18 protein-coding genes and 1 other RNA gene are annotated in these 21561 nt (G+C 73.7%); 8 read left to right on the forward strand and 11 right to left on the reverse strand.

What is annotated here, in order from left to right; all coding sequences use genetic code 11:
* Positions 1-37 precede the first annotated feature (37 nt).
* The 5 genes from ACIQUQ_RS24110 to ACIQUQ_RS24130 all read right to left on the reverse strand — a co-directional run bounded on the left by ACIQUQ_RS24110 (position 38) and on the right by ACIQUQ_RS24130 (position 9467).
* Positions 38-2299 (reverse strand): CDP-glycerol glycerophosphotransferase family protein, encoded by a 2262-nt coding sequence (locus ACIQUQ_RS24110; protein ID WP_403979308.1) that lies wholly within the window; start codon positions 2297-2299, stop codon positions 38-40.
* A gap of 142 nt (positions 2300-2441) precedes the next feature.
* On the reverse strand, positions 2442-3368 hold the full coding sequence (locus ACIQUQ_RS24115; protein ID WP_403979311.1) for a carbohydrate ABC transporter permease: 927 nt from the start codon (positions 3366-3368) through the stop codon (positions 2442-2444).
* Positions 3365-4678 (reverse strand): carbohydrate ABC transporter permease, encoded by a 1314-nt coding sequence (locus tag ACIQUQ_RS24120; protein ID WP_403979630.1) that lies wholly within the window; start codon positions 4676-4678, stop codon positions 3365-3367. The genes ACIQUQ_RS24115 and ACIQUQ_RS24120 overlap by 4 nt, the downstream gene beginning before the upstream one ends.
* On the reverse strand, positions 4675-6084 hold the full coding sequence (locus tag ACIQUQ_RS24125) for an ABC transporter substrate-binding protein (protein ID WP_403979313.1): 1410 nt from the start codon (positions 6082-6084) through the stop codon (positions 4675-4677). Before ACIQUQ_RS24125 ends, ACIQUQ_RS24120 begins: the two co-directional genes overlap by 4 nt.
* Positions 6085-6209: 125 nt before the next feature.
* Positions 6210-9467: an FHA domain-containing protein gene (locus ACIQUQ_RS24130; RefSeq protein WP_403979315.1), complete on the reverse strand. Its 3258-nt coding sequence runs from the start codon at positions 9465-9467 to the stop codon at positions 6210-6212.
* 373 nt (positions 9468-9840) lie between these two features.
* On the opposite strand from ACIQUQ_RS24130, the gene ACIQUQ_RS24135 reads away from it, so the two are divergent.
* On the forward strand, positions 9841-11640 hold the full coding sequence (locus ACIQUQ_RS24135) for a protein kinase (RefSeq protein WP_403979318.1): 1800 nt from the start codon (positions 9841-9843) through the stop codon (positions 11638-11640).
* A gap of 167 nt (positions 11641-11807) precedes the next feature.
* Positions 11808-13061, forward strand: coding sequence for a serine/threonine-protein kinase (locus ACIQUQ_RS24140; RefSeq protein ID WP_403979321.1), 1254 nt, complete (start codon positions 11808-11810; stop codon positions 13059-13061).
* 201 nt (positions 13062-13262) lie between these two features.
* On the opposite strand, the gene ACIQUQ_RS24145 is transcribed toward ACIQUQ_RS24140, so the two are convergent.
* A complete protein-coding gene (locus tag ACIQUQ_RS24145; protein ID WP_403979324.1) occupies positions 13263-14357 on the reverse strand; it encodes an isopenicillin N synthase family dioxygenase in 1095 nt (364 codons plus the stop codon).
* 326 nt (positions 14358-14683) lie between these two features.
* Between ACIQUQ_RS24145 and prfB the strand changes: the two genes are divergently transcribed.
* Positions 14684-15799, forward strand: a complete 1116-nt coding sequence (gene prfB / locus ACIQUQ_RS24150) for a peptide chain release factor 2 (protein ID WP_403979327.1) — start codon at positions 14684-14686, stop codon at positions 15797-15799.
* A 125-nt stretch (positions 15800-15924) separates the two neighbouring features.
* Here the strand turns inward: prfB and ACIQUQ_RS24155 are convergent, their stop codons facing one another.
* Positions 15925-16107: a hypothetical protein gene (locus ACIQUQ_RS24155; protein ID WP_399944708.1), complete on the reverse strand. Its 183-nt coding sequence runs from the start codon at positions 16105-16107 to the stop codon at positions 15925-15927.
* A gap of 245 nt (positions 16108-16352) precedes the next feature.
* On the opposite strand from ACIQUQ_RS24155, the gene ftsE reads away from it, so the two are divergent.
* The 5 genes from ftsE (at position 16353) to ssrA (ending at position 20272) form a co-directional block, all read left to right on the forward strand.
* Positions 16353-17042, forward strand: a complete 690-nt coding sequence (ftsE, locus tag ACIQUQ_RS24160) for a cell division ATP-binding protein FtsE (protein WP_365035182.1) — start codon at positions 16353-16355, stop codon at positions 17040-17042.
* A 39-nt stretch (positions 17043-17081) separates the two neighbouring features.
* Positions 17082-18005, forward strand: coding sequence for a permease-like cell division protein FtsX (gene ftsX, locus ACIQUQ_RS24165; RefSeq protein ID WP_399944710.1), 924 nt, complete (start codon positions 17082-17084; stop codon positions 18003-18005).
* A 67-nt stretch (positions 18006-18072) separates the two neighbouring features.
* Entirely contained in the window at positions 18073-19254 is a 1182-nt protein-coding gene (locus tag ACIQUQ_RS24170; protein WP_403979330.1) for a S41 family peptidase, read from the forward strand.
* 18 nt (positions 19255-19272) lie between these two features.
* Complete coding sequence (gene smpB, locus ACIQUQ_RS24175; protein WP_399944716.1) at positions 19273-19758, forward strand: SsrA-binding protein SmpB; 486 nt, start codon at positions 19273-19275, stop codon at positions 19756-19758.
* 121 nt (positions 19759-19879) lie between these two features.
* Positions 19880-20272, forward strand: a transfer-messenger RNA (tmRNA) gene (gene ssrA, locus ACIQUQ_RS24180).
* Positions 20273-20382: 110 nt separating this feature from the next.
* On the opposite strand, the gene ACIQUQ_RS24185 is transcribed toward ssrA, so the two are convergent.
* From ACIQUQ_RS24185 to ACIQUQ_RS24200, 4 genes are all read right to left on the reverse strand, one after another.
* The gene (locus tag ACIQUQ_RS24185) at positions 20383-20805 is read right to left on the reverse strand and encodes a type II toxin-antitoxin system VapC family toxin (RefSeq protein WP_403979632.1); all 423 of its coding nucleotides are present in this window, start codon (positions 20803-20805) and stop codon (positions 20383-20385) included.
* A 5-nt stretch (positions 20806-20810) separates the two neighbouring features.
* Positions 20811-21041, reverse strand: coding sequence for a FitA-like ribbon-helix-helix domain-containing protein (locus tag ACIQUQ_RS24190; protein WP_403979333.1), 231 nt, complete (start codon positions 21039-21041; stop codon positions 20811-20813).
* A 127-nt stretch (positions 21042-21168) separates the two neighbouring features.
* Complete coding sequence (locus ACIQUQ_RS24195; protein ID WP_403979336.1) at positions 21169-21351, reverse strand: hypothetical protein; 183 nt, start codon at positions 21349-21351, stop codon at positions 21169-21171.
* Positions 21344-21493, reverse strand: coding sequence for a hypothetical protein (locus ACIQUQ_RS24200; protein WP_403979339.1), 150 nt, complete (start codon positions 21491-21493; stop codon positions 21344-21346). Before ACIQUQ_RS24200 ends, ACIQUQ_RS24195 begins: the two co-directional genes overlap by 8 nt.
* Positions 21494-21561 lie beyond the last annotated feature (68 nt).

The raw sequence follows: 21561 nt of genomic DNA on the forward strand, positions 1-21561 counted from the left end.
CCTTCCGGGACGCGGGTGACGGGTCGTGCGCAACGGCTCAGTCCAGCGTGAGCCGGTCGAAGTCCCGGGGGCCCCGCCGCTGCGGGGGCGCCGTCACCGAGGCGGCGGGGGCGGCCGGGGCCGGGCGCCGCTCCTCCGGCGGCACGAAGGCCGGCAGCCCCGCCGGCTGGTCCAGGAACACCCGGCGCACCACGCGCTCCGCCGCGTGCCCGTCGTCGTACGTGCAGAACCGGGCCCGGAACGCCGCGCGCAGCTGGGCCGAGCGGGAGCCCTGCCAGTGGCCGGTGGCGAAGATGTCCACCAGCTCGTCCTCGGTCTTCGCGATCGCGCCCGGCGGACAGGACCGCAGGTCGAAGTACGTGCCGCGGGCCGCCTCGTACGCCTCCCAGTCGTCCGCGTGGATGACGATCGGCCGGTCGAGCGCCGCGTAGTCGAACATCAGGGACGAGTAGTCGGTGACCAGCGCGTCCGAGGCCAGGCACAGCTCCTCGACCGACGGGTGGTCCGAGACGTCGACCAGCCGCGGGTGCGGGTCCCGGCCGAACGGGCCGCCGTACGTGTGGTGGGCGCGGGCCAGGATGGTGAAGCGCGGCCCCAGGTCCCGCAGCACCTTCTCGAAGTCCGGCTCGTCGGGGCGGCTGCGCCGGTAGTCGCGGTGCGTCGGCGCGTACAGGATGGCGGTGGTGCCGGGCGGGATGCCCAGGCGCTCGCGGATCTCCAGCACCTCGGCCGCGCCCGCCCGGTGGAAGACGTCGTTGCGCGGGTAGCCGTACTCCAGCGTGGTGTAGCGCGCGGGCAGGGCCTTCTCCCACACCAGGGTCGAGTGCCGGTTGGCCGACAGGAGGTAGTCCCACTGGTCGGCGCCGTGCAGCAGGCCGGCGAAGTCGGCGGTGGGGGTGGCGGCCGGGCGGTCGAGCAGGTCCAGGCCCACCCGCTTGAGCGGCGTGCCGTGCTGGGTCTGGAGCAGCACCTGGCCGGGCCGCTTGCGCAGGCCCCGGTCGAAGTTGACGTTGGTCACCAGGTACTTGGCCCGGGCCAGGGCCGTCCAGTACGCGAGGGTGTCCGGCCGGAGCCGGGCGGTGGCGGCCGGCACGGTGGCGTCGTGGGCCGGTCCGCAGATCCAGGCGGTCCTGATGCGGGGGGCCAGTTCCCGCAGCTTCTCCTCGACGGCCGCCGGGTTGCAGGCGTAGCCGCCGTGCCAGTACGCGGAGAACACCGCCAGGTCGGGGCGGAGCGGCAGCCGCCGCTGGAGGCGGTAGTGGAGCAGCAGCAGCCCGGAGCGCACCGCCGCCCAGGCGGCCCGGGCCCGCGCCCGGCCGCGCAGGGCGGCGCGGTACAGGGCGGCGACGGCGCCGTACGTACGCGGCGTGCCCAGCCGCATCAGTGCGTGCCGGGCCCGTGCCGCCGGGGCGGGGGCCGCTCCCCGGGCCCGGTGGCGGCGCAGCCGGGCGCGGGCCTCGCGGAAGAACTCGGCCCGGGCGCCCCGCGGCAGGCGGCCGGGGAGGGCCAGCAGCCTGGAGTGGTGGTCGGCCATCCGGCGGTAGAGCAGCGGCCGCCAGCGGTCCAGCTCGGGGTGCTCGCCGAGGAAGGCGAACAGCCGGTCGTACTGGCCGGAGAGGTCGAGGTGGCGGCGGCTGGTGGTGGTGAGGACGGAGCCGGTGCGGCGCTGCCGGTAGTGCACGCACACCCGGTCGAGGACGGCGATGGACCCGGCCGTCAGCAGTGCCGGGTAGCTCCAGGGGATGTCCTGGTAGTAGCCGGGCGGGAAGGCGAGGCCCGAGCGCTCGGTGAACTCGCGGCGGTAGGCCTTGTTCCACGCCACCGCCAGCAGGCCGAGGAGGGCGGGCCGGTCGGCGATGCGGAAGCTGGCCGGGCCCTCTTCGGAGAGGCGGTCGGCCAGCTGGTTGCGCACGGTCTCGCCGGACCAGTACGTGCGCGCGTAGTCGTACACCAGGACGTCGGGGGAGCCGGTGGCCTTGAGCCGGTCGGCGATGGCCTGGAGGCCGCCCGGGGCCAGCGTGTCGTCGCCGTCGAGGAAGATCAGGTAGTCGCCGGTGGCCCGGGCGGCGCCCGCGTTCCGTGCCGGGCCGGGACCCGTGTTGTGCGGCAGGTGGACGGCCGTGACACGGGGGTCGCGGGCCGCGTACCCGTCGATGATCGAGCCGCAGGCGTCGGGGGAGCAGTCGTCGACGGCGATCAGTTCGAGGTCGGTGTACGACTGGGCCAGGACGGAGTCCAGACTCTCCTGGAGGTACGCCTGGACCTTGTACGCGGGCACGATGACGCTGAACCGGGGCACGGCACATCCAGGGGTCGGCGCGGGCATATTGCCCGTGAACCCCGGGCGCGGCGGGCGGGTTACGCGGTTCGTGGCATCCGGGTCATAAGCGTGATTACTCGATCATCGAGGGGTGGGCCCGGGCGCCCGCCCGATCCCGGGCCTACTTGATCGCCCCGGCCAGCACGCCGGAGACGAACTGGCGCTGGAACGCGAAGAAGACGACCAGCGGCACCACCATCGAGATGAACGCGCCCGGCGCGAGCACGTCGATGTTGTTGCCGAACTGCCGTACCTGCTGCTGGAGGGCCACCGTGATCGGCGGCCGCGTGGAGTCCGCGAAGACCAGCGCCACCAGCATGTCGTTCCACACCCACAGGAACTGGAAGATGCCGAGCGAGGCGATGGCGGGACCGCCGAGCGGCAGCACCACCCGCGTGAACAGGCGCAGTTCGCCCGCGCCGTCCAGGCGGGCCGCCTCCAGCAGCTCCCGCGGGATCTCGGCGAAGAAGTTGCGCAGCAGGAAGACGGCGAAGGGCAGCCCGAAGGCGGTGTGGAACAGCACCACCCCGGCCGTGGTCTCGAACAGCCCGACGGCTCCGAAGAGTTCGGACACCGGGATCAGGGCCACCTGCACCGGCACCACCAGCAGCGCCACGACCACCAGGAACAGCGCGTCCCGGCCGGGGAACTCCAGCCAGGCGAACGCGTACCCCGCGAAGGCCCCGAGGGCGAGGACGAGCAGCGTCGCCGGGACCGTGATCAGCACCGTGCTGACCAGGGAGGTGGTCACCGCCTCGTTGGACAGCAGCGCCGAGTAGTTCTCGGCGGTCAGCCGGGCCGGCGCGGTCAGCGCCCGCCACCAGCCGCCGGACGCGAGGTCGGCGGGGGAGAGCAGCGAGGAGACCAGCAGTCCCACGGTCGGCAGCAGCCAGAAGGCGGCCGCCAGCACCAGGAACACCCGCACCGCCCCCGACGCGGCCCGCGCCGCGAGACGGGAGACGAGCGGTACGGCGGCCCGCGGACCGGCCGCACCCGCTCCGGCGGGAGCGGTGCGGGCGGCTGCGGCGTGCGGGGCGGCCCCGTTCATCGTGCGGCCTCCTTCCTCATCCGGCGGATGTTGAACCACATCACCGGCACCACCAGCACCAGCAGCAGCACCGCGATCGCCGAGCCCAGGCCCTGGTCGGCATCCGTGCCGAAGGAGGTCCGGTACAGCTGGAGCGCCAGCACGTTCGCGTCGTCCTGCACGGCGCCCGGCGCGATCACGAAGACCAGGTCGAAGATCTTCATCACGTTGATCACGAGCGTCACCAGCACCACCGCGAGCACCGGCGCCAGCAGCGGAACCGTCACCCGCCGGAACACCTGCCACTCGTTCGCACCGTCCACCCGGGCCGCCTCCAGCAGCTCCCGAGGCACCGCGGCCAGGCCCGCGCCGATCAGCACCATGGCGAAGCCCGCCCACATCCACACGTACGCGCCGATCACCGACGGGGTCACCAGCGCCGGCCCCAGCCAGTCCACCCCCGCGTACGGCTCCCGGAAGTTCTCCGCGGGCAGCCGCAGCAGCGCCCCGTCCGCCGCAGCCGGCAGGACGAAGGTGCCGTCCGGCCGGGCCCGCGCCGAGGCCACCACCCGACCGTCCCGCACGGCCTCCACGCGCATCCCCGCGTACCCCGGCTCGCGGGCGTCCACCGCGCCCCGCTCCCCGCCGCCGCCCCGCGCGAAGTCCTGCCACACGACGCCCGTCACCCGGCCCGGCTCCGCACCGGCGGCCCGCGCGGGCGCGGTCCCCTCCGGCAGCTCCTCCGGCCGTACGCCGACCAGCGGCAGCGCCACCGGCACGCCCGCCCGTACCGGCGCGCGGGTCACGTAACCCCCGCTCCCGTCCGGCGCCAGCGGCGCGTCCGGGCGCGGACGGGCACGCGGGAACGCGGAGGACTCGGCGAAGGTGTCGTGCACCCCGACCCACACGGCGTTCGCCACGCCCCGGCCGGGGTCCTGCTCGTACACCAGGCGGAAGATGATCCCCGCCGCCAGCATCGAGATCGCCATCGGCATGAACACCAGCAGCTTGAACGCCGTGCCCCAGCGCACCCGCTCCGTCAGGACCGCGAAGACCAGGCCCAGCGCGGTGGCGGCGGCGGGCGCGGCCACCACCCAGACCGCGGTGTTGGCCAGCGCGGTCCGCACCGCGCCGTCCGAGAACAGCGTCGCGTAGTTGTCCAGCCCGGCGAAGGAGCGGCCGCTGCGGTCGAAGAGGCTGCGGTAGACCGAGTAGCCGATGGGCTGGACGACCAGCGCGCCCAGCAGGAGGAGCGCGGGCAGGAGGAAGACCGCCGCGACGGTTCCCCTCCGGCGCGCGGCGCTGCGGGAGGGCCCGGCCACCGGGATCAGCCCTTCCCGTACGCCTTGACCGCGTCGGCCTCCAGCCGTTCCTGGACCCCCGCGACGTCCTCCGGGTTCTTCAGGAAGTCCTGGAGCGCCTTCCACTCGCCGGCACCCGGGGTGCCGCCGAAGGCCGCCGGGGCCTGGTCCGACATGTCGAAACGGAAGTCGTCGCCCGCCGCGACGAGCGCCTTGGCGATCTCCCGCTGCACGTCGTCCGGGTACACCGACGGGCTGACCGCCTTGTTGGGCGAGACGAAACCGCCCTGGGCGGCCCAGATCGAGGCCGCGTCGGGCGAGGCGAGGAAGGTCAGCAGCGCCTGCGCGCCCTTCGAGGGCTTCAGCGCCACGGCCACGTCACCGCCGGACACCACCGGCGCCTTGTCGCCCACCGCCGGGAACGGGAAGACCAGGGCGTCCGTGCCGATCTCGGCGTCCGTCTCCGCGATGTTGACGGCCACGAAGTCGCCCTCGAAGACCATCGCGGCGGCCGGCCGGTCCCCGCCCGCGAAGGTCTGCGTGACGGACTTGGGGAACTCGGTGGCCAGCGCCCCGGTCTGACCGCCCGCCAGGTAGTCCTTCCGGCCGAAGAGCTGGGCGAGGGTGCCCAGTGCCTGGGCGACCGTCGGGTCCGTCCACTTGATCTCGTGGCGGGCCAGCTTGTCGTACCTTTCGGGCCCGGCCTGGGAGAGGTAGACGTTCTCGAACCAGTCCGTGAGCGTCCAGCCGTCCGCGCCGCCCACCGAGACGGGGGTCGTGCCCGAGGCGGACAGGTCCTCGGCGGTCTGGAGGAACTCCTTCCAGGTCGCCGGGGGTTCGGAGATCCCGGCGTTCTCGAAGGCCGCCGCGTTGTACCAGACCAGGGACTTGTTGGCGGCCTTGAAGTACACCCCGTACTGGGTGCCGCCGACCGCGCCGAGGTTCTTCCAGCCGGCGGAGTAGTTCTTGTCGAGCTGCGCCCGCGCCTCCGGGCCCACCGGCTGCGCCCACTTCTTCTCCACGGCCTGCACCAGCGCGCCGACCTGCGGGAGCATCGCCACGTCCGGCGGCTGACCGCCGGCGATCTTCGTGCCGAGGAAGGTGACGATCGGGTCCTGTGCCGGCACGAAGGTCACCTTCACGCCCGTGCGCTTCTCGAACTCCTTGAGCACCTTGGTGAAGTTGGCCTGTTCCGGACCCGTCCAGACGGCGGCCACCGACACCGACTGCCCGGCCAGGGAGGGTAACTCCACGGTCCGGCCGGCGGACTTCCCCGGTGTGGGGCCGCCCTCCGGGGCCGCCTCGGGGTCGCTGCTGCAGGCGCTCAGTGCGAGCGCCCCGGCGGCCGCGACTGCCGTCCAGGCGTACGCGGTACGGCGCTTGGCCGGGCCGCGGCGGTGCGGTGTGCTGCTCCGGTTGCTGAGGGTTCCGTGCATGCGACTGCCCCCGTCTCCCTGTGTCCCGATCCCACAGGTCTACGCCCGCCCCGCCGCCCCCCGCAATACCGCGTACGGGCCCCGCCGGGCCGGACCGGGGCGGCGGGGCGCTACCGCGGACGCGGTCAGGGAGCGGGCGGGAACAGCACCGGAACCGCCGAGACCAGCTGCGACGCACGGTCCAGCGCGCTCGCGAGCAGGGCCAGGTCGGTGGGGCCGTTGCCCAGTTCGCGCACCGGCCGGCGGGCCGGCGGATCACCCATCCGCTCCCACTCCACGGGCACCACCGTCGGCCGCAGCGTGGCCGTGCGCGGGATCCGGCCGGTCACCCGGCCGCCCTGGAAGGGGGTCGTACGGCCGTCCGCGTGGCGCAGCAGTCCCCGGCCCGGCGAGGGCTGGTCGGGCCCGGTGCCGGCCGGGGCCGGCTCCAGCTCGACCCGTACCGTCGCCGCGCGGGCCAGCTCCGTCTCGGCCGTACGGTCCGGGCGTGCCGTCGAGGCCACCAGGTGGACGCCGAGCCGGGCGCCGTCCCGGGCCACGGCCTCCAGGGCGCGTACGACCGAACCGGCCGCCGGCCGGCCCGTACTGCCCAGCGCCGGGGCGACCAGCGCGTCGAGGTCGTCGACCACCACCACGAGACGGGGCAGCGGGCTCGGCCCGGCCGGCTCCGCCCGGACGGTGGAGGACCGCAACCGGAGCGTGCCCGTCCTGGCCGGGTCGAGGTCGCCCCGGAGCTCTGCGGGCGACGGCTGCCGGGGTGCGACGACCCGGCCCGGCGCCGCACCGGCCACCGCGGGGGACGCCTCCCCGAGGCGCGCGTGCCACTCGGCGAAGGCGGTGCCGTCCAGCAGCTCCGACCGGCGCTTCAGCTCGGCCCCCAGCGCCTGCGCGAACTCCCTCATCCGCAGCGGGTCCGAGGCCACCAGATGGGCGGAGACGTGCGGCAGTTCCGTGCACGGCGCCAGCCCCTCGCCCCGCTCGCCGCCCGCGCCGTCCAGCAGCACCAGCCCGAGCCGGTCCGGCCGGGACGCGGCGGAGAGGGAGGCGGCGACGGCGCGCAGCAGCTCGGTACGGCCGCTGCCCGGAGGCCCCTCGACCAGCAGGTGCGGGCCCTCGGCGACCAGTTCGACGCCGACCGGCCCGCGCCGGCCGGTGCCCAGCACGACCTCGGCGTGCCCGCCGACCGTCTGCCCCTGGTCGGTGGCCGCGGCCCAGCGGGCCATCAGGGAGGCCGGAGTGGCCCGGGCCAGGCCCAGCTCGTCCAGCAGCCGGGCCGAGTGCGGCAGCGCCGCGGCGGTCCGGCGCTGCGGCTCCTGGCCGCCCGCGTCCGCCCGCAGCGGGGCCAGGGCGCGGGCGAAGCGCTCGGCCCAGGCGGCGGAGACCGCGTCGGCGGTGACGAGCTCGCCGTGGCCCGCGGGGCGTCCGCCGCGCACCGGCAGCACCCGCAGCGCGGTCGCGACGTCGCCGCTGAGCAGCCCGGCCGTGCCGCACTCGCGGAAGGCGGGCGAGGCGGCGCAGGCGGTCTCGTACGTCTCGGAGACGGGCGACGCCGGGGAGGCCGTGGGCGCCTCCGCCAGGCAGAGCAGGTGGATGCCGACGGCGGGGCCGTGGCCGGCCAGCCGGGCCACCGTGTCCCGCAGCGGGCCCGGGCCGGGGTCGCCGTCGAGGACCAGCACCGTGTACGGGCCGGAGTACGCGGCGGCCGCCTCCGCCACCGCCTCCCTGGGCTGGGAGGCCCAGTGCCGGCCCAGCGGGCCCTCGTCGAGGCGGCGGGTCAGCTCGGCCGTCCGGGCCGTGGCCTGGTCCTTGTCGTACGCGAGGAGCAGCCGGCAGTCCTGGCCGTGCGCGGGGCGTACGTGGGGCAGCCAGCCGAGCCAGGACCACTCGGCCCGGCGGTCCGCGAGGGGCCGGGCCCGGTCGGTGCTGACCAGGACGATCTCCAGGCCGCCGGGCGCGTGCAGGGCGGCCAGCTGGGCGAGGACGGACCGGGCCAGGCCCGAGAGGCGGGTGCGCGGTCCGGCGAGCGCGAGGGAGCCGGTGGCGCGCAGCCGGACGGCCGCGCCCTGCCCGAGCCGCACCTCCAGGGCCTCGGGGTGGGCGGGGTCACGCTCCCAGAGCCGGGGGCCGGGCCCGAGGGCGGCCAGCAGGAGTTCCGCGGGGTCGGGGCGGCCGTCCGCGGCGGGGGTGCGGGGGGCCGCGGGGTGTCCGCTGCCGCCGCCGGCCGTCTGCTCCTCCTGCCCGTCCCGGCCGGCCCAGCGGCGGGCCCAGGCCCCGATGCCGCGACGGCGTCGGGCGCCGGGGGCGGGGGCGGGGGCGGGGGCGGGGTTCGGGCCAGCGGTGGGGTCGTACGGGCCGGGGGCGGCGGGGGCCGCGGGGGCGGCCGGGGCTGCGTACGGGGCCGGGACGGCCGGCGCCTGGGCGTGCGGGCCGGCCGCGGCGTCGTACCGGCCCGGGGCGTGCTGCGCCCCGGCGGGCGCGTACGGGGCGGCGGTGGCCTGCGGGCCGGTGCCGGGGGCCGGGTGGCCGGCCGGGGCCGAACCCTCCGGCGCGGGCTCCACGTGGTGCGTGGGCGAGCTGACCGTGCCGTACAGGGGGCGGACGTGCCCGTCGGGCTCCGCCTCGGGCGCGGGGCCGGTGTCCGGGTGCCGGCGCGCCGCCGGTACGTAACCCTCCGGGCCGCGTGCGGAGCCGTGCCCCTCGCCGGGCGGTGCGGGTACGGGCGACCGGACGGCGGCGGGGGCGCCGCCGGGTGCGGCGAGCCGCAGGTGCCCCTCCGAGTCCGGGGTGACCGCGCGGGTGCCGGCGGGGCCCGCGGGGCGCAGGCGCAGGGTGGACTCGCCGACCCTGAGCAGCGCGCCCGGCGGCAGCGGGACGGGGCGCGTGCCGAGCGGGGTGCCGTCGACGGTGGTGCCGTTCGTCGAACCGAGGTCGGCCACGGCCACCCGGCCGTCCTCCGAGACCGTCACCGCGCAGTGCAGCCGCGAGACGTCGGGGTCGTCCAGCGGCACGTCCGCGTCCGCGGACCGGCCGATCCGGATCTGCCCGCCGTGCAGCAGGTGGACGCCGCCCGCGTCGGGGCCCGCGACCACGTGCAGCTCGGCGGCCGCGCCGGCCGCCGGGTCCTCCTCCGCCACCGGGGCGTGCAGGGAGAGCACCGCCCCGTCCACGAGGGGCGGCTCGCCGAGTATCCGGCGCTGGAGGTCGAGGCGCTCCTGGCCGGCGTAGAGGATCACCGTGCCGCCCGTGTCGGGGCCGCCGACGGTCGAGGCCAGGCCGGAGGCGACGGCGGCCAGCGCCGTCCCGGCCGGGGCCGTCACGAGCACGTCACAGGTCGCGGTCTGGTGGCCGCTGCGCGGCCCGAGGACGGTCAGCCGGATCTGCATCGCCGTCAGCGGTCCCTTCTGCGCGGTGCGCCCGGCAGGGAGGGGGCCCCGTGTGCCGCCCTGACGTCCCCCCGCCCGGCACGGACGCGTCGCCCGGTCAGGTCTGCCGGACCGAGGGGCTCCCGTCCCCGCGGTTCCGTGCTGGGTGCATCCTCGCACCTGTCGCCGACAACACGCCCGGCACCCACCCAGAAGTGATCTTGATCGATCGCGGGGCCGTCCGAAACCGTACGCAAATCACCTTGCGGGCGTCCCCGCGCGACCCACCCGTCGCACGAGTGTGCGGCAACCATCCCTCCGAGGCCCGCGTCTTCCCCGTAGCCACCCCCTAGAGTGGGCGGAACGAGGAAATTGACAGCAGGGAGCTGGTGACGTGCGGCCAGTCGGCAGCAAGTACTTCCTGGAGGAGCCGCTCGGCCGCGGCGCCACCGGGACCGTCTGGCGCGCCCGCCAGCGGGAGACGGCGGGCGCGGAGGCGGCCGTCGCCGGGCAGCCCGGCGAGACCGTCGCCATCAAGGTGCTCAAGGAGGAGCTGGCCCACGACGCCGACGTCGTGATGCGCTTCCTCCGCGAGCGCTCGGTCCTGCTGCGCCTCACCCACCCGAACATCGTGCGCACCCGCGACCTCGTCGTGGAGGGCGACCTCCTCGCCCTGGTCATGGACCTGATCGACGGCCCGGACCTGCACCGGTACATCCGCGAGAACGGCCCCTTCACGCCGGTCGCCGCGAGCCTGCTGACCGCCCAGATCGCCGACGCGCTCGCCGCCAGCCACGCCGACGGCGTGGTCCACCGCGACCTCAAGCCCGCGAACGTGCTGCTCGACGAGAGCGGCGGCCAGATGCGCCCGATGCTGACCGACTTCGGCATCGCCCGCCTCGCCGACTCCCCGGGCCTGACCCGCACCCACGAGTTCGTCGGCACCCCCGCGTACGTGGCGCCGGAGTCCGCCGAGGGCCGCCCGCAGACCTCGGCCGTGGACATCTACGGCGCCGGCATCCTGCTGTACGAGCTGGTCACCGGCCGCCCGCCATTCGCCGGCGGCACCGCCCTTGAGGTCCTGCACCGGCACCTCAGCGAGGAGCCGCAGCGCCCCTCGACCATGCCGGAACCGCTGTGGACGGTCATCGAGCGCTGCCTGCGCAAGGAGCCGGACGAGCGCCCGAGCGCCCAGAGCCTGGCCCGCGGCCTGCGCGTGGTCGCGGCCGGCATCGGCGTGCACTCCAGCCCCACCGAGGTCGAGGCCGCCCTCGGCGTCGGCGCGCTCCTCGCGCCCGACCCCTCCCCGGCCCCGGTACCCGAGACCCCAGGCGCCGCCGACCCGACCCAGGTGCTGCCCAGCACCGCCCCGGCCGGCGCGTACGACCCGAACGCGGCGACCAGCGTCATGCCGCCCGTCTCCGCCCATGGCCCGGCCGGCGCGGAGGACGCCACCTCGGTGCTGCCGCCCGTCGGCACCCAGGGCGGACCGGGTGCCGCGGACCCGACCGCGGTCATGCCGCCCGTTCAGCAGCCGGACGCGCCGCACCCGTGGCAGTCGCAGCTCCAGGGCGTCCGGGACCGGAACGAGCAGACGCAGATCCAGTACCTCGACCCGAGCGAGGACCCCCTGCGCCGCCGCCCGCAGCGTCAGGCCCCGCCGCCGGCACCCCCGGTGCAGCCGCGCCGCCAGCCGCAGCAGCAGCCGCAGCCCCAGCCCCAGCCCCAGCAGTACCGCCAGGCCCCGCCGGCCCAGCCGTACCAGCGGCCGGCCAACCCGCAGCAGCCGTATCCGCAGCAGCCGCCGCACTACCAGGCGCCGCCCGCGCCGTACCAGCAGCCGGCGTACCAGCAGCCGCAGCACCAGCCGCAGCCGTACGCGGCCCCGCCGCAGCAGGCCCCCGCCCGCCCGGCGGCGCCGCAGCGCGAGCCGCGCGAGCGCGAGCCCCGGCGCCGCAGCGCGAACCCGATGCGGATCCCTGGCCTGGGCTGCCTCAAGGGCTGCCTGTTCGTGATCGTGCTGTTCGTCGTCGCGGGCTGGATGATCTGGGAGCTCACCCCGGTCGGCGGGTGGGTCACCGACGGAGCCGAGACCACCAAGAGCTGGTGGGACCAGCTCTGGTCGTGGGGCGAGGCCATCACGGACTTCATCGGCGACATCGGCGGCGGCTCGGGCGGCGGGGGTGCCGCGTAGCGCCCTCCCGGGGGCCCGATAGCGCCGACCACGTGGATTTGTCGACTTCTGGGGCACGATTTCGCCCACAGAAGTGAAGGTCACCGAGAAGTGGGCCCCCTAATGGCCCTCACAGCCCTCCCGGCCGCGTACTTTTGTGCCGTACGCCAGCCGCTGAGGGAGCAGTCGTGGCACGGAAGATCGGCAGCCGGTACACCGCGCACCAGATCCTGGGGCGCGGCAGCGCGGGCACGGTGTGGCTGGGCGAGGGGCCGGACGGGCCCGTCGCCGTCAAGCTGCTCCGCGAGGACCTCGCGTCCGACCAGGAGCTGGTCGGACGCTTCGTCCAGGAGCGCAGCGCCCTGCTCGGCCTCGACCACCCGCACGTCGTCGGCGTGCGCGACCTCGTCGTGGACGGCAACGACCTCGCGCTCGTGATGGACCTCGTGCGCGGCACGGACCTGCGCACCCGGCTCGACCGCGAGCGCCGCCTCGCCCCCGAGGCCGCCGTGGCCATCGTCGCCGACGTGGCCGACGCGCTGGCCGCGGCGCACGCGGCCGGGGTCGTGCACCGGGACGTGAAGCCCGAGAACGTGCTGCTCGACATGCAGGGGCCGCTCGGGCCGGGCGGGTCGCACCCCGCCCTGCTGACCGACTTCGGCGTCGCCAAGCTCATCGACACGCCGAACCGGTCCGGCGCCCCCGCCTCGGGGGCCCGTACGCGGATCATCGGCACCCCGGACTACCTCGCCCCCGAGATCGTCGAGGGCCTGCCCCCGCGCGCCGCCGTCGACATATACGCCCTGGCCACGGTGCTGTACGAGCTGCTCGCGGGGTTCACCCCGTTCGGCGGCGGGCACCCCGGGGCGGTCCTGCGCCGGCACGTGACGGAGACCGTGGTGCCGCTGCCCGGCATCCCGGACGAGCTGTGGCAGCTGATCGTGCAGTGCCTCGCCAAGGCCCCGGCCTCCCGGCTGCGGGCCTCGGAACTGTCCGCCCGGCTGCGGGACCTGCTGCCGATGCTGGCGGGCATGCCGCCGCTGGACGTCGACGAGCCCGACGACCTGGACGCGGAGGAGCCGGAGTACGAGGAGACCCCCGCGGCGGACCGGGGCGAGCCGGTCCGCCGGCGCGGGGCCGTGCCGCTGGTACGCGGCTCCGCCACCGACTCCAACCGGGACACGCACACCTCGATGCGCGTGCCCGGCCCCGACGAACTGGCCGGCGGCGCGCTCGGCACCGCCCGCGTCCCGCGCCCGACAGGCGCACCCCGCCCCGGATCCGCCCGGCACCGCTCGGAGGCGGTCCGCAAGCGGCGCCTGGTGCTCGGCACGGCCGCGGTGGCCCTGGCGGCGGCGGTGGGCGTCGGCGGCTGGCTGGCCGCGGGTCCGGACGACGCGCCGCCGCAGGACTCGAAGCAGACGGGGCAGGTCGCCCCGTAGCGCCCTCGGCGGGTCCCCGGCCCGGGGAGGTGCCCAGGGCCGGTCCGGCACGCCTCCGCTGGAGGCGTGCCCCGAGCCGTCCACGCCTCCGCGCGGGCGGTCGAGCCCGGCACGCCTCCGCGCCGGCGGTCGAGCCCGTCACGCCTCCGCGCAGGCGCCCCGAGCCGTCACGCCTCTACCGAGGCGCCCCGCCCGGTCCCGTCAGGGGACGATCAGCTCCGGGTGCCAGCGGCGGGCCACCGCCGGGTGGGCCCGTACCCAGCCCTTGAGCTCGTTGCGGCCGTACTCGGCGTGCAGCGGGTTGGAGGCGTCGTGCGCCACCCCCGGCGCGTCCTCCAGGTACGCGCCCGGCACGGTGTCGATCACCGCGTCCAGCCGCGGGTTGTAGAAGAACGGCACGGAGAAACGTTCCACCGCACCGGGAGGACTGACCACCCGGTGGTCCGTGGCAGTGAGGTACCCCTCCGTCGCGATCTCCAGCAGCTCGCCCAGGTTCACCACGAACGCACCGGGCATCGGCGGCACGTCCACGAAGCCGCCGTCCTTCACCACCTGGAGCCCGCCCACCGAGTCCTGCAGCAGCAGGGTCAGGAAGCCGTAGTCCTTGTGCGCGCCGACGCCCTGGTCGGCCCCCGACGGCGCGGACCCGGGGTAGCGGATCAGCTTCGTGTGCAGGTGGGGCCGGTCGAAGGCCTCGTCGAAGAAGTCCTGGGGCGCCCCGATGGAGGCCAGCAGCTCCTTCAGCAGCCGGTGCGCCACCGCCGCCAGCCGCCGCTGCCACTCCAGCACCACCGTGCGCAGCTCGGGCAGGGCCTCCGGCCACTGGTTGGGCCCCTCCAGCCACAGGTAGGCGGGATCGCCGGGGCCCACCGCGGGCGCCGGGCGCTCGGCGCCCACGTCGAGCTGGTCGCGCCAGTCGGAGGCGCCGCCGGTCAGCTCGTGGCCGATCCGGGTGTACCCGCGGAAGTGCGGGGAGTTCAGGTTGCTGACCGCCAGCCGGTCGGCCTCGGGAAGGGCGAAGAACGCCCTGGTCACATCGAGGATCCGGGTCATCTCGGCGGGGCTGATCCCGTGGCCCGTCAGGTACAGGAAGCCGGTCTCGCGGGCGACGGCGTGCAACTGCTCGCGGAAGGCGTCGCGGGTGGCCGGGTCGTCGGCGCCGCTCAGGTCCAGCACGGGCAGCGCGGGTGCGGCGGGCGCGGAGGGGGCTCCGGTGGGCGCGGAAGATGCGGACGACGCGGAAGATGCGGAGGAAAGGGACTTCTCGGTGGTGGACGTGGGGTGCGCGGACGTCATGACGGCTCCGTTTCGGATGTCACGGGGCCCTGTTCCCCCAAGGGTGGAGGGGCGCGGGTGGGAGGGACCGACGGCGGAAGGGTGGGCCGTGGCCTGCGAGCCGCTGAACAGGACCGAAGCAGACGGAAGGAATGCTGGGGAATCAGTCCGGCGGCCGACAGCTCATGGTGGTGACGCGCATGTAATCCACGTGGCGTCGCATCACGAGCAGAAGAGTCATAAGCGAAAGGGTACGCCGGACGGCCCGGCTCGTCCGCAGGCCCCGATCCGTCCCCTACGGGGAACTCCCGGGGAACGCCGGGCGCCGCAGCCGTTACGCTGGACCCGTGGCAGTCGTCGATGTATCCGAAGAGCTGAAGTCCCTCTCCTCGACCATGGGGTCGATCGAGGCCGTCCTGGACCTCGACAGGCTGAGGGCAGACATTGCCGTGCTCGAGGAGCAGGCCGCGGCCCCGTCCCTGTGGGACGACCCGGAGGCGGCCCAGAAGATCACGAGCAAGCTTTCCCACCTCCAGGCCGAGGTCCGCAAGGCCGAGACGCTGCGCGGCCGCATCGACGACCTCGCGGTCCTCTTCGACCTCGCCGAGGAGATGGACGACGCGGACACCCGCGCCGAGGCCGAGACCGAGCTGGCCGCCGTCCGCAAGGCGCTGGACGAGATGGAGGTCCGCACCCTCCTGTCCGGCGAGTACGACGAGCGCGAGGCCCTGGTCAACATCCGTGCCGAGGCCGGTGGCGTCGACGCCTCCGACTTCGCCGAGCGCCTCCAGCGCATGTACCTCCGGTGGGCCGAGCGCCACGGCTACTCGACCGAGGTGTACGAGACGTCGTACGCCGAAGAGGCCGGCATCAAGTCCACCACCTTCGTGGTGAAGGCGCCGTACGCCTACGGCACCCTCTCCGTCGAGCAGGGCACCCACCGCCTGGTGCGCATCTCGCCCTTCGACAACCAGGGCCGCCGCCAGACCTCCTTCGCGGGTGTCGAGGTGCTCCCGGTCGTCGAGCAGTCCGACCACGTCGACATCGACGAGTCCGACCTGCGCGTCGACGTCTACCGCGCCTCCGGCCCCGGCGGCCAGGGCGTCAACACCACCGACTCGGCCGTGCGCATCACGCACATCCCGACCGGCATCGTGGTCTCCTGCCAGAACGAGCGCTCGCAGATCCAGAACAAGGCGAGCGCGATGAACGTCCTCCAGGCCAAGCTGCTGGAGCGCCAGCGCCAGGAGGAGCGGGCCAGGATGGACGCCCTCAAGGGCGACGGCGGCAGCTCCTGGGGCAACCAGATGCGTTCCTACGTCCTGCACCCGTACCAGATGGTCAAGGACCTGCGCACCGAGTTCGAGGTCGGCAACCCGCAGTCCGTGCTGGACGGCGAGATCGACGGCTTCCTGGAGGCCGGCATCCGCTGGCGCAAGCAGCAGGAGACCGTCGAGAGCTGATCGCCCCGCGGAGGCCGGCCCCCCGGCCCGCCGAGGTGACGCACACGACATGAGAAGGGCCCGGAGCCATGCTCCGGGCCCTTCTTCCTTACGGGCATACGATCGGGACGCGGCGGCCTGCGGGCTCAGCGTGCGAGCAGGGCCACGGCGGCCACCAGGACCACGAGGAGCGCAGCGAGCGCCATCGGGTTGAAGCCGGCGAAGGGGCTCTCCTGCTGGAGGCGCTCCCGGTTCGCCCGGCAGACGGGGCAGCGGCCCTGAGCGACGGGTGCCGCGCAGTTCGCGCACACGAGCCGGTCATATGTCATGCGCTCTCCTCCTCTCGTCCCTCCAGAGAACGCCGACGGGAACAGGACGGTTCCCACTACCACTGTGCCAGCTCCGCCGACATTCGGCGCGGCCCGTCGGGGCAATCGCCCCCACGTGCGCCCCCGACGGCCCGGAAACCTCGCGACAACGGGGAGATATCGGGCATCTCCGGTCACCGACTGCCGCCCTCGCGCCGGGTCGCGTATGGTCACGCACACCTACTCCCGGCGACCGTGGTGCACCCGTGATCCGATTCGACAGCGTCTCCAAGTCCTACCCGAAGCAGAACCGGCCCGCTCTGAGGGACGTGTCCCTCGAGATCGAGAAGGGCGAGTTCGTCTTCCTGGTCGGCTCCTCCGGCTCCGGCAAGTCCACCTTCCTGAGGCTCCTCCTCCGCGAGGAGCGGGCGAGCCACGGCCAGGTGCACGTCCTCGGCAAGGACCTCGCCAGACTCTCCAACTGGAAGGTGCCCCAGATGCGCCGCCAGCTGGGGACCGTCTTCCAGGACTTCCGCCTGCTCCCCAACAAGACGGTGGCGCAGAACGTCGCCTTCGCCCAGGAGGTCATCGGCAAGCCGCGCGGCGAGATCCGCAAGGCCGTGCCCCAGGTCCTCGACCTGGTCGGCCTCGGCGGCAAGGAGGACCGCATGCCCGGCGAGCTCTCCGGTGGTGAGCAGCAGCGCGTGGCCATCGCCCGCGCCTTCGTCAACCGGCCGAAGCTCCTCATCGCGGACGAGCCCACCGGCAACCTCGACCCGCAGACCTCCGTCGGCATCATGAAGCTGCTGGACCGGATCAACCGGACCGGCACCACCGTGATCATGGCGACGCACGACCAGCAGATCGTCGACCAGATGCGCAAGCGCGTCATCGAACTCGAACAGGGCCGTCTCGTGCGCGACCAGTCGCGCGGCGTCTACGGCTACCAGCACTGACGCGCGGCGTCTGAAAGCCACCAGCACTGAAAGGACGCCATGCGCGCCCAGTTCGTCCTGTCGGAGATCGGCGTCGGTCTCCGCCGCAATCTCACGATGACCTTCGCGGTCATCATCTCCGTCGCCCTGTCGCTGGCCCTGTTCGGCGGTTCCCTGCTCATGCGGGACCAGGTGAGCACCATGAAGGGCTACTGGTACGACAAGGTCAACGTCTCCATCTACCTCTGCAACAAGAACGAGGCGGAGTCGGGGACGAGCGCGACCTGCGCCAAGGGCGCGGTGACCAACGACCAGAAGAAGCAGATCGAGTCCGACCTGAAGAAGATGGACCTGGTCGAGTCGGTCCAGTACGAGTCCGCCGACCAGGCCTACAAGCACTACAAGGAGCAGTTCGGCGACTCCCCGCTGGTCACGTCGGTCACCCCGGACCAGATGCAGGAGTCCTTCCGGGTCAAGCTCAAGGACCCCGAGAAGTACAAGGTCATCACGACCGCCTTCGCGGGCCGGGACGGCGTCCAGTCGGTCCAGGACCAGCGCAGCGTCCTCGACAACCTGTTCCGGCTGCTGGACTACCTGAACAAGGCCGCGCTCGGCGTCATGATGGTGATGCTGATCGTCGCGCTGCTGCTGATCGTCAACACGGTGCGCGTCTCGGCGTTCAGCCGTAGGCGCGAGACCGGCATCATGCGGCTGGTGGGCGCCTCCAGCTTCTACATCCAGATGCCGTTCATCATGGAGGCCGCCTTCGCCGGCCTGATCGGCGCCGTCATCGCCTGCGTGATGCTGATGGCGGGCCAGTACTTCGTCATCGACCACGGCGTGGGGCTGGCCAAGCAGCTGGAGCTGATCAACTTCATCGGCTGGGACTCCGTGATCACCAAGCTGCCGCTGGTGCTCGCCATCGGCCTGCTGATGCCCTCCATGGCGGCGTTCGTCGCGTTGCGCAAGTACCTGAAGGTGTGACAAGCGCCCCGGGAGCGGAACTGCCAACCGCCGGTTCCGCACCGGGGCTTGTCCTAGACTCGGCGCCATGCCGGGTCGTCCCGTCTCTTCCCTCCGGCCCCGTGACCTGCGTCGCGGGGCCGCTCTGACGTTGGTTTTCCTCGGCGTGCTGGGCACGGCCGCGGCCACCGGCTGCTGGGATCGCGGGGACGCCCTCGCGCCACCGGCGCGCGCGGAGGGCCGTACGGGCGCCGTGGGCGCGGGCTACCGCGAGGCCGTCGAGCGGGCGGCCGCCGAGGCGGTGGCCGACGGGAAGTCGGGCAAGCAGGCGGCCGAGGAGGTCGTCAGCCGCAGCGGGGACCGCTGGGCGGTGGTCTACGACCAGACCGAATACGCGGAGTTCGAGGCGGCCCTCGACGGCCACTACACGGGTGTCGGGCTGTGGGTCGAGGCCGGCCGGGACGGCCGCATCCAGGTGTCCAGGGTCCAGCGCGGCGGGCCCGCGGACCGGGCCGGCATCCGCGAGGGCGACCTGCTGCGGAGCGTCGACGGCCACCGGGTGACCGGCCTGGGACCGGCCCGCGTCGTCGGGCTGCTGCGCGGCGAGGCGGACCGCGCCGTCGCCGGCACCCCGGTGGTGCTGGTGCTGGAGCGCGACGGCCGGACCCGTACCGAGACGCTGCGGCGCGAGCGGCTGAGCACGGAGCCGGTCACCGTGGAGCGGCTGCCGGACGGTGTGCTGCTGATCAAGGTCTCCGCCTTCACCAAGGGCTCGGGGGAGCGGGTGCGCGCCGCCGTGCGCGAGGCGCCCCGCGGCACCGGAGTGATGCTCGACCTGCGCGGCAACCGCGGTGGCCTGGTCACCGAGGCGGTCACCGCCGCCTCCGCCTTCCTGGACGGCGGGCTCGTGGCCACGTACGACGTACGGGGTGACCAGCGCGCCCTCTACGCCGAGCGGGGCGGCGACACCGGGCGCCCGCTGGTGGCGCTGGTGGACGGCGGCACCATGAGTGCGGCCGAGCTGGTCACCGGCGCGCTCCAGGACCGGGGCCGGGCCGTGACGGTGGGCACGCGCACCTTCGGCAAGGGCGCGGTGCAGATGCCGACGGAGCTGCCGGACGGTTCGGTCGCCGAGCTCACGGTGGGCCATTACCGCACGCCGGCGGGCCGCAGCCTGGACGGCCGCGGCATCAACCCGGACCTCGTGGCGGCCGACGGCGCCGAGGAGCGGGCCCGTGGAGTATTGGGTGGCCTCGGGGTGGCCCCGTAGTGCGAAAATGACCGCACTATGGCTAAGGAAAAAGGGCGCAAGCTGATCGCCCAGAACAAGAAGGCGCGGCACGACTACACGATCCTCGACACCTACGAGTGCGGTCTGGTGCTGACCGGCACCGAGGTGAAGTCGCTGCGCCAGGGCCGGGCCTCGCTGGTGGACGGCTTCGTGCAGATCGACGGCCACGAGGCGTGGCTGCACAACGTGCACGTGCCGGAGTACAGCCAGGGCACCTGGACCAACCACAGCGCCCGGCGCAAGCGGAAGCTCCTGCTCCACCGGGTCGAGATCGACAAGCTGGAGTCGAAGTCCCAGGAGACGGGTCACACGATCGTGCCCCTGTCGCTGTACTTCAAGGACGGCCGGGCCAAGTGCGAGATCGCGCTGGCGAAGGGCAAGAAGGAGTACGACAAGCGGCAGACCCTGCGCGAGAAGCAGGACCGGCGCGAGACGGACCGGGCGATCTCCGCGGCCAAGCGCAAGGAGCGGGCCACGCTCTGAGCCCCGGCCCGCCCGCCCCCGGGGCTGACCTGGACCGGAATAGGCTGGCACGGTCGTGCGTTGTTCCCGTACGATGTGCCCGTACCCCACGGAACTGGGGTGCACATTGATAAATCAACATGGGGATGATCGGTTTCGACAGCGGATGTCGAAGCAGGGGAAGCGAGCCGAGGAAGCGGCAATGATCTCGTAAACCATATGTCGCAACCAATAATCGCCAACACCAAGAGCGATAACTCCCGCTTCGCCCTCGCTGCCTAATTTTAGGTAACGAGCAGAAGCCTCTGTGAGGAGCGTCAGCCCGGGGGTGATCCCGACCCGGATCCTGGCGTCATCAAGGGATCTAAACCTCTAGCCCCGGTCACGGGGGTTGGAGGGAAACCAAACAGTGACTGAGCCCGTCGGAGACTTGTCCGCGTGATCTCCGGGGCTGAGAAAATCGCAGCGGACTGCGCTCGGAGAAGCCCTCCTTTTGCACCGTTGGACGCGGGTTCGATTCCCGCCATCTCCACTCATCCCATGTGGGCGAAGGCCCCGCAGCCCTTACGGGCGGCGGGGCCTTCGTCATGTGGGAGCACGACGGCAGCACCGCCCTTCAGGGGGCGTGACGGATGCGGCGGTGTGTCAGGTGCCTGGGCGCGGAGGCTGATCGCTGTTGGCAGTGATGACCTCGATTTGGCAACGCGGCTTCTGGACGCCTCGTTTGATGCGCACGTCCGCCGTCAGCAGGGCGACGCCCAGTGCCTCGGCGAGGGCGACGTACGTGGCGTCGTAGGCGGAGAGGTTGGCGTACAGCTTTCGGATCCGGGGGAGCAGGGGGCCTGTCTCGTGCCGCTGTACGCGCAGCCCCTGGTAGGTCTTGAAGTGCTCGTCGAGGCTGGCGGGGGCGATTTTGGAGCCGCGCGCCATACCCAGAAGGGCGGAGGCGATCTCAGTGTCGAGCAGGTAGGGGGCGGCGAGAAGGTCTTCCTCGCCGATGCGCCGGCGGGCAGCTGCGCCCCTGGAGCCCCTGTCCGTGAGGAACAGGACCAGGGTGGAGGAATCCACGACGATCAACGGCCTGCCCTGCCCGAGTCGATGGCATCGAGGACGTCCTGGATGTCGATGTCCTCCGTGGCGTAGCGCTCGGCGCGGTCGGCCATTTCGGCGAGCGTGGGCTGGGTGGCGTCTCGGGTGACGAGGCTCAGCAGGTAGCTCTGGAGGGACTGTCCGGCCTCGGCGGCCCGGACCTTTATGCGGCGGGCGATGTCATCGGGGACTTCCCGGATCGTGAATGCAGTCATGACTGCATTTTATCGTCGATGCAGTCACTTTGCAGTCAATGCAGTCGCTCGACAGCCGAGCCCTCCGATCGCCTGTTGGCGGAAGTGACTGCGCAGGCCGTGGGCTCCTCGGCCGAAGCGGATGCTTCTACTTCTCGGCCGGCAGGTCGTGCGGCTCCTCGTTGGTCTTGGTGACCGGGGGCGCGGAGGCGCGGTCGCGGGCGACCGCTGCCATGAGGCGGCGGGCGTTCGCCGGGGAGCGCAGGAGGTGGACGGTCTCCCGCCACGCTTCGTTGTCGGGCGGCGTCGCGGCCGCGTTTCCCTCAGTCACTGCTGCCCGTGTCCGAGCCGCAGCTGCTCCAGCTGTTCGAGCTGCCGCTCTTCGACTTGTTGCCGGAGGCGAGGATCTTCAGCAGGACGTCCGCGACCGTGGAGACGATGCGCATCCAGCGGGGGGTCTCGGTGGTGGTCAAGGGGGGGCTCCTCTCGGCAGGGGGAGGGGCAGGTGTGCCCGGGGTGCGGGCCCGGCCGTCCCATGGGC

It is taken from the genome of Streptomyces sp. NPDC101118, from assembly GCF_044759445.1.
GTDB lineage: Bacteria > Actinomycetota > Actinomycetes > Streptomycetales > Streptomycetaceae > Streptomyces.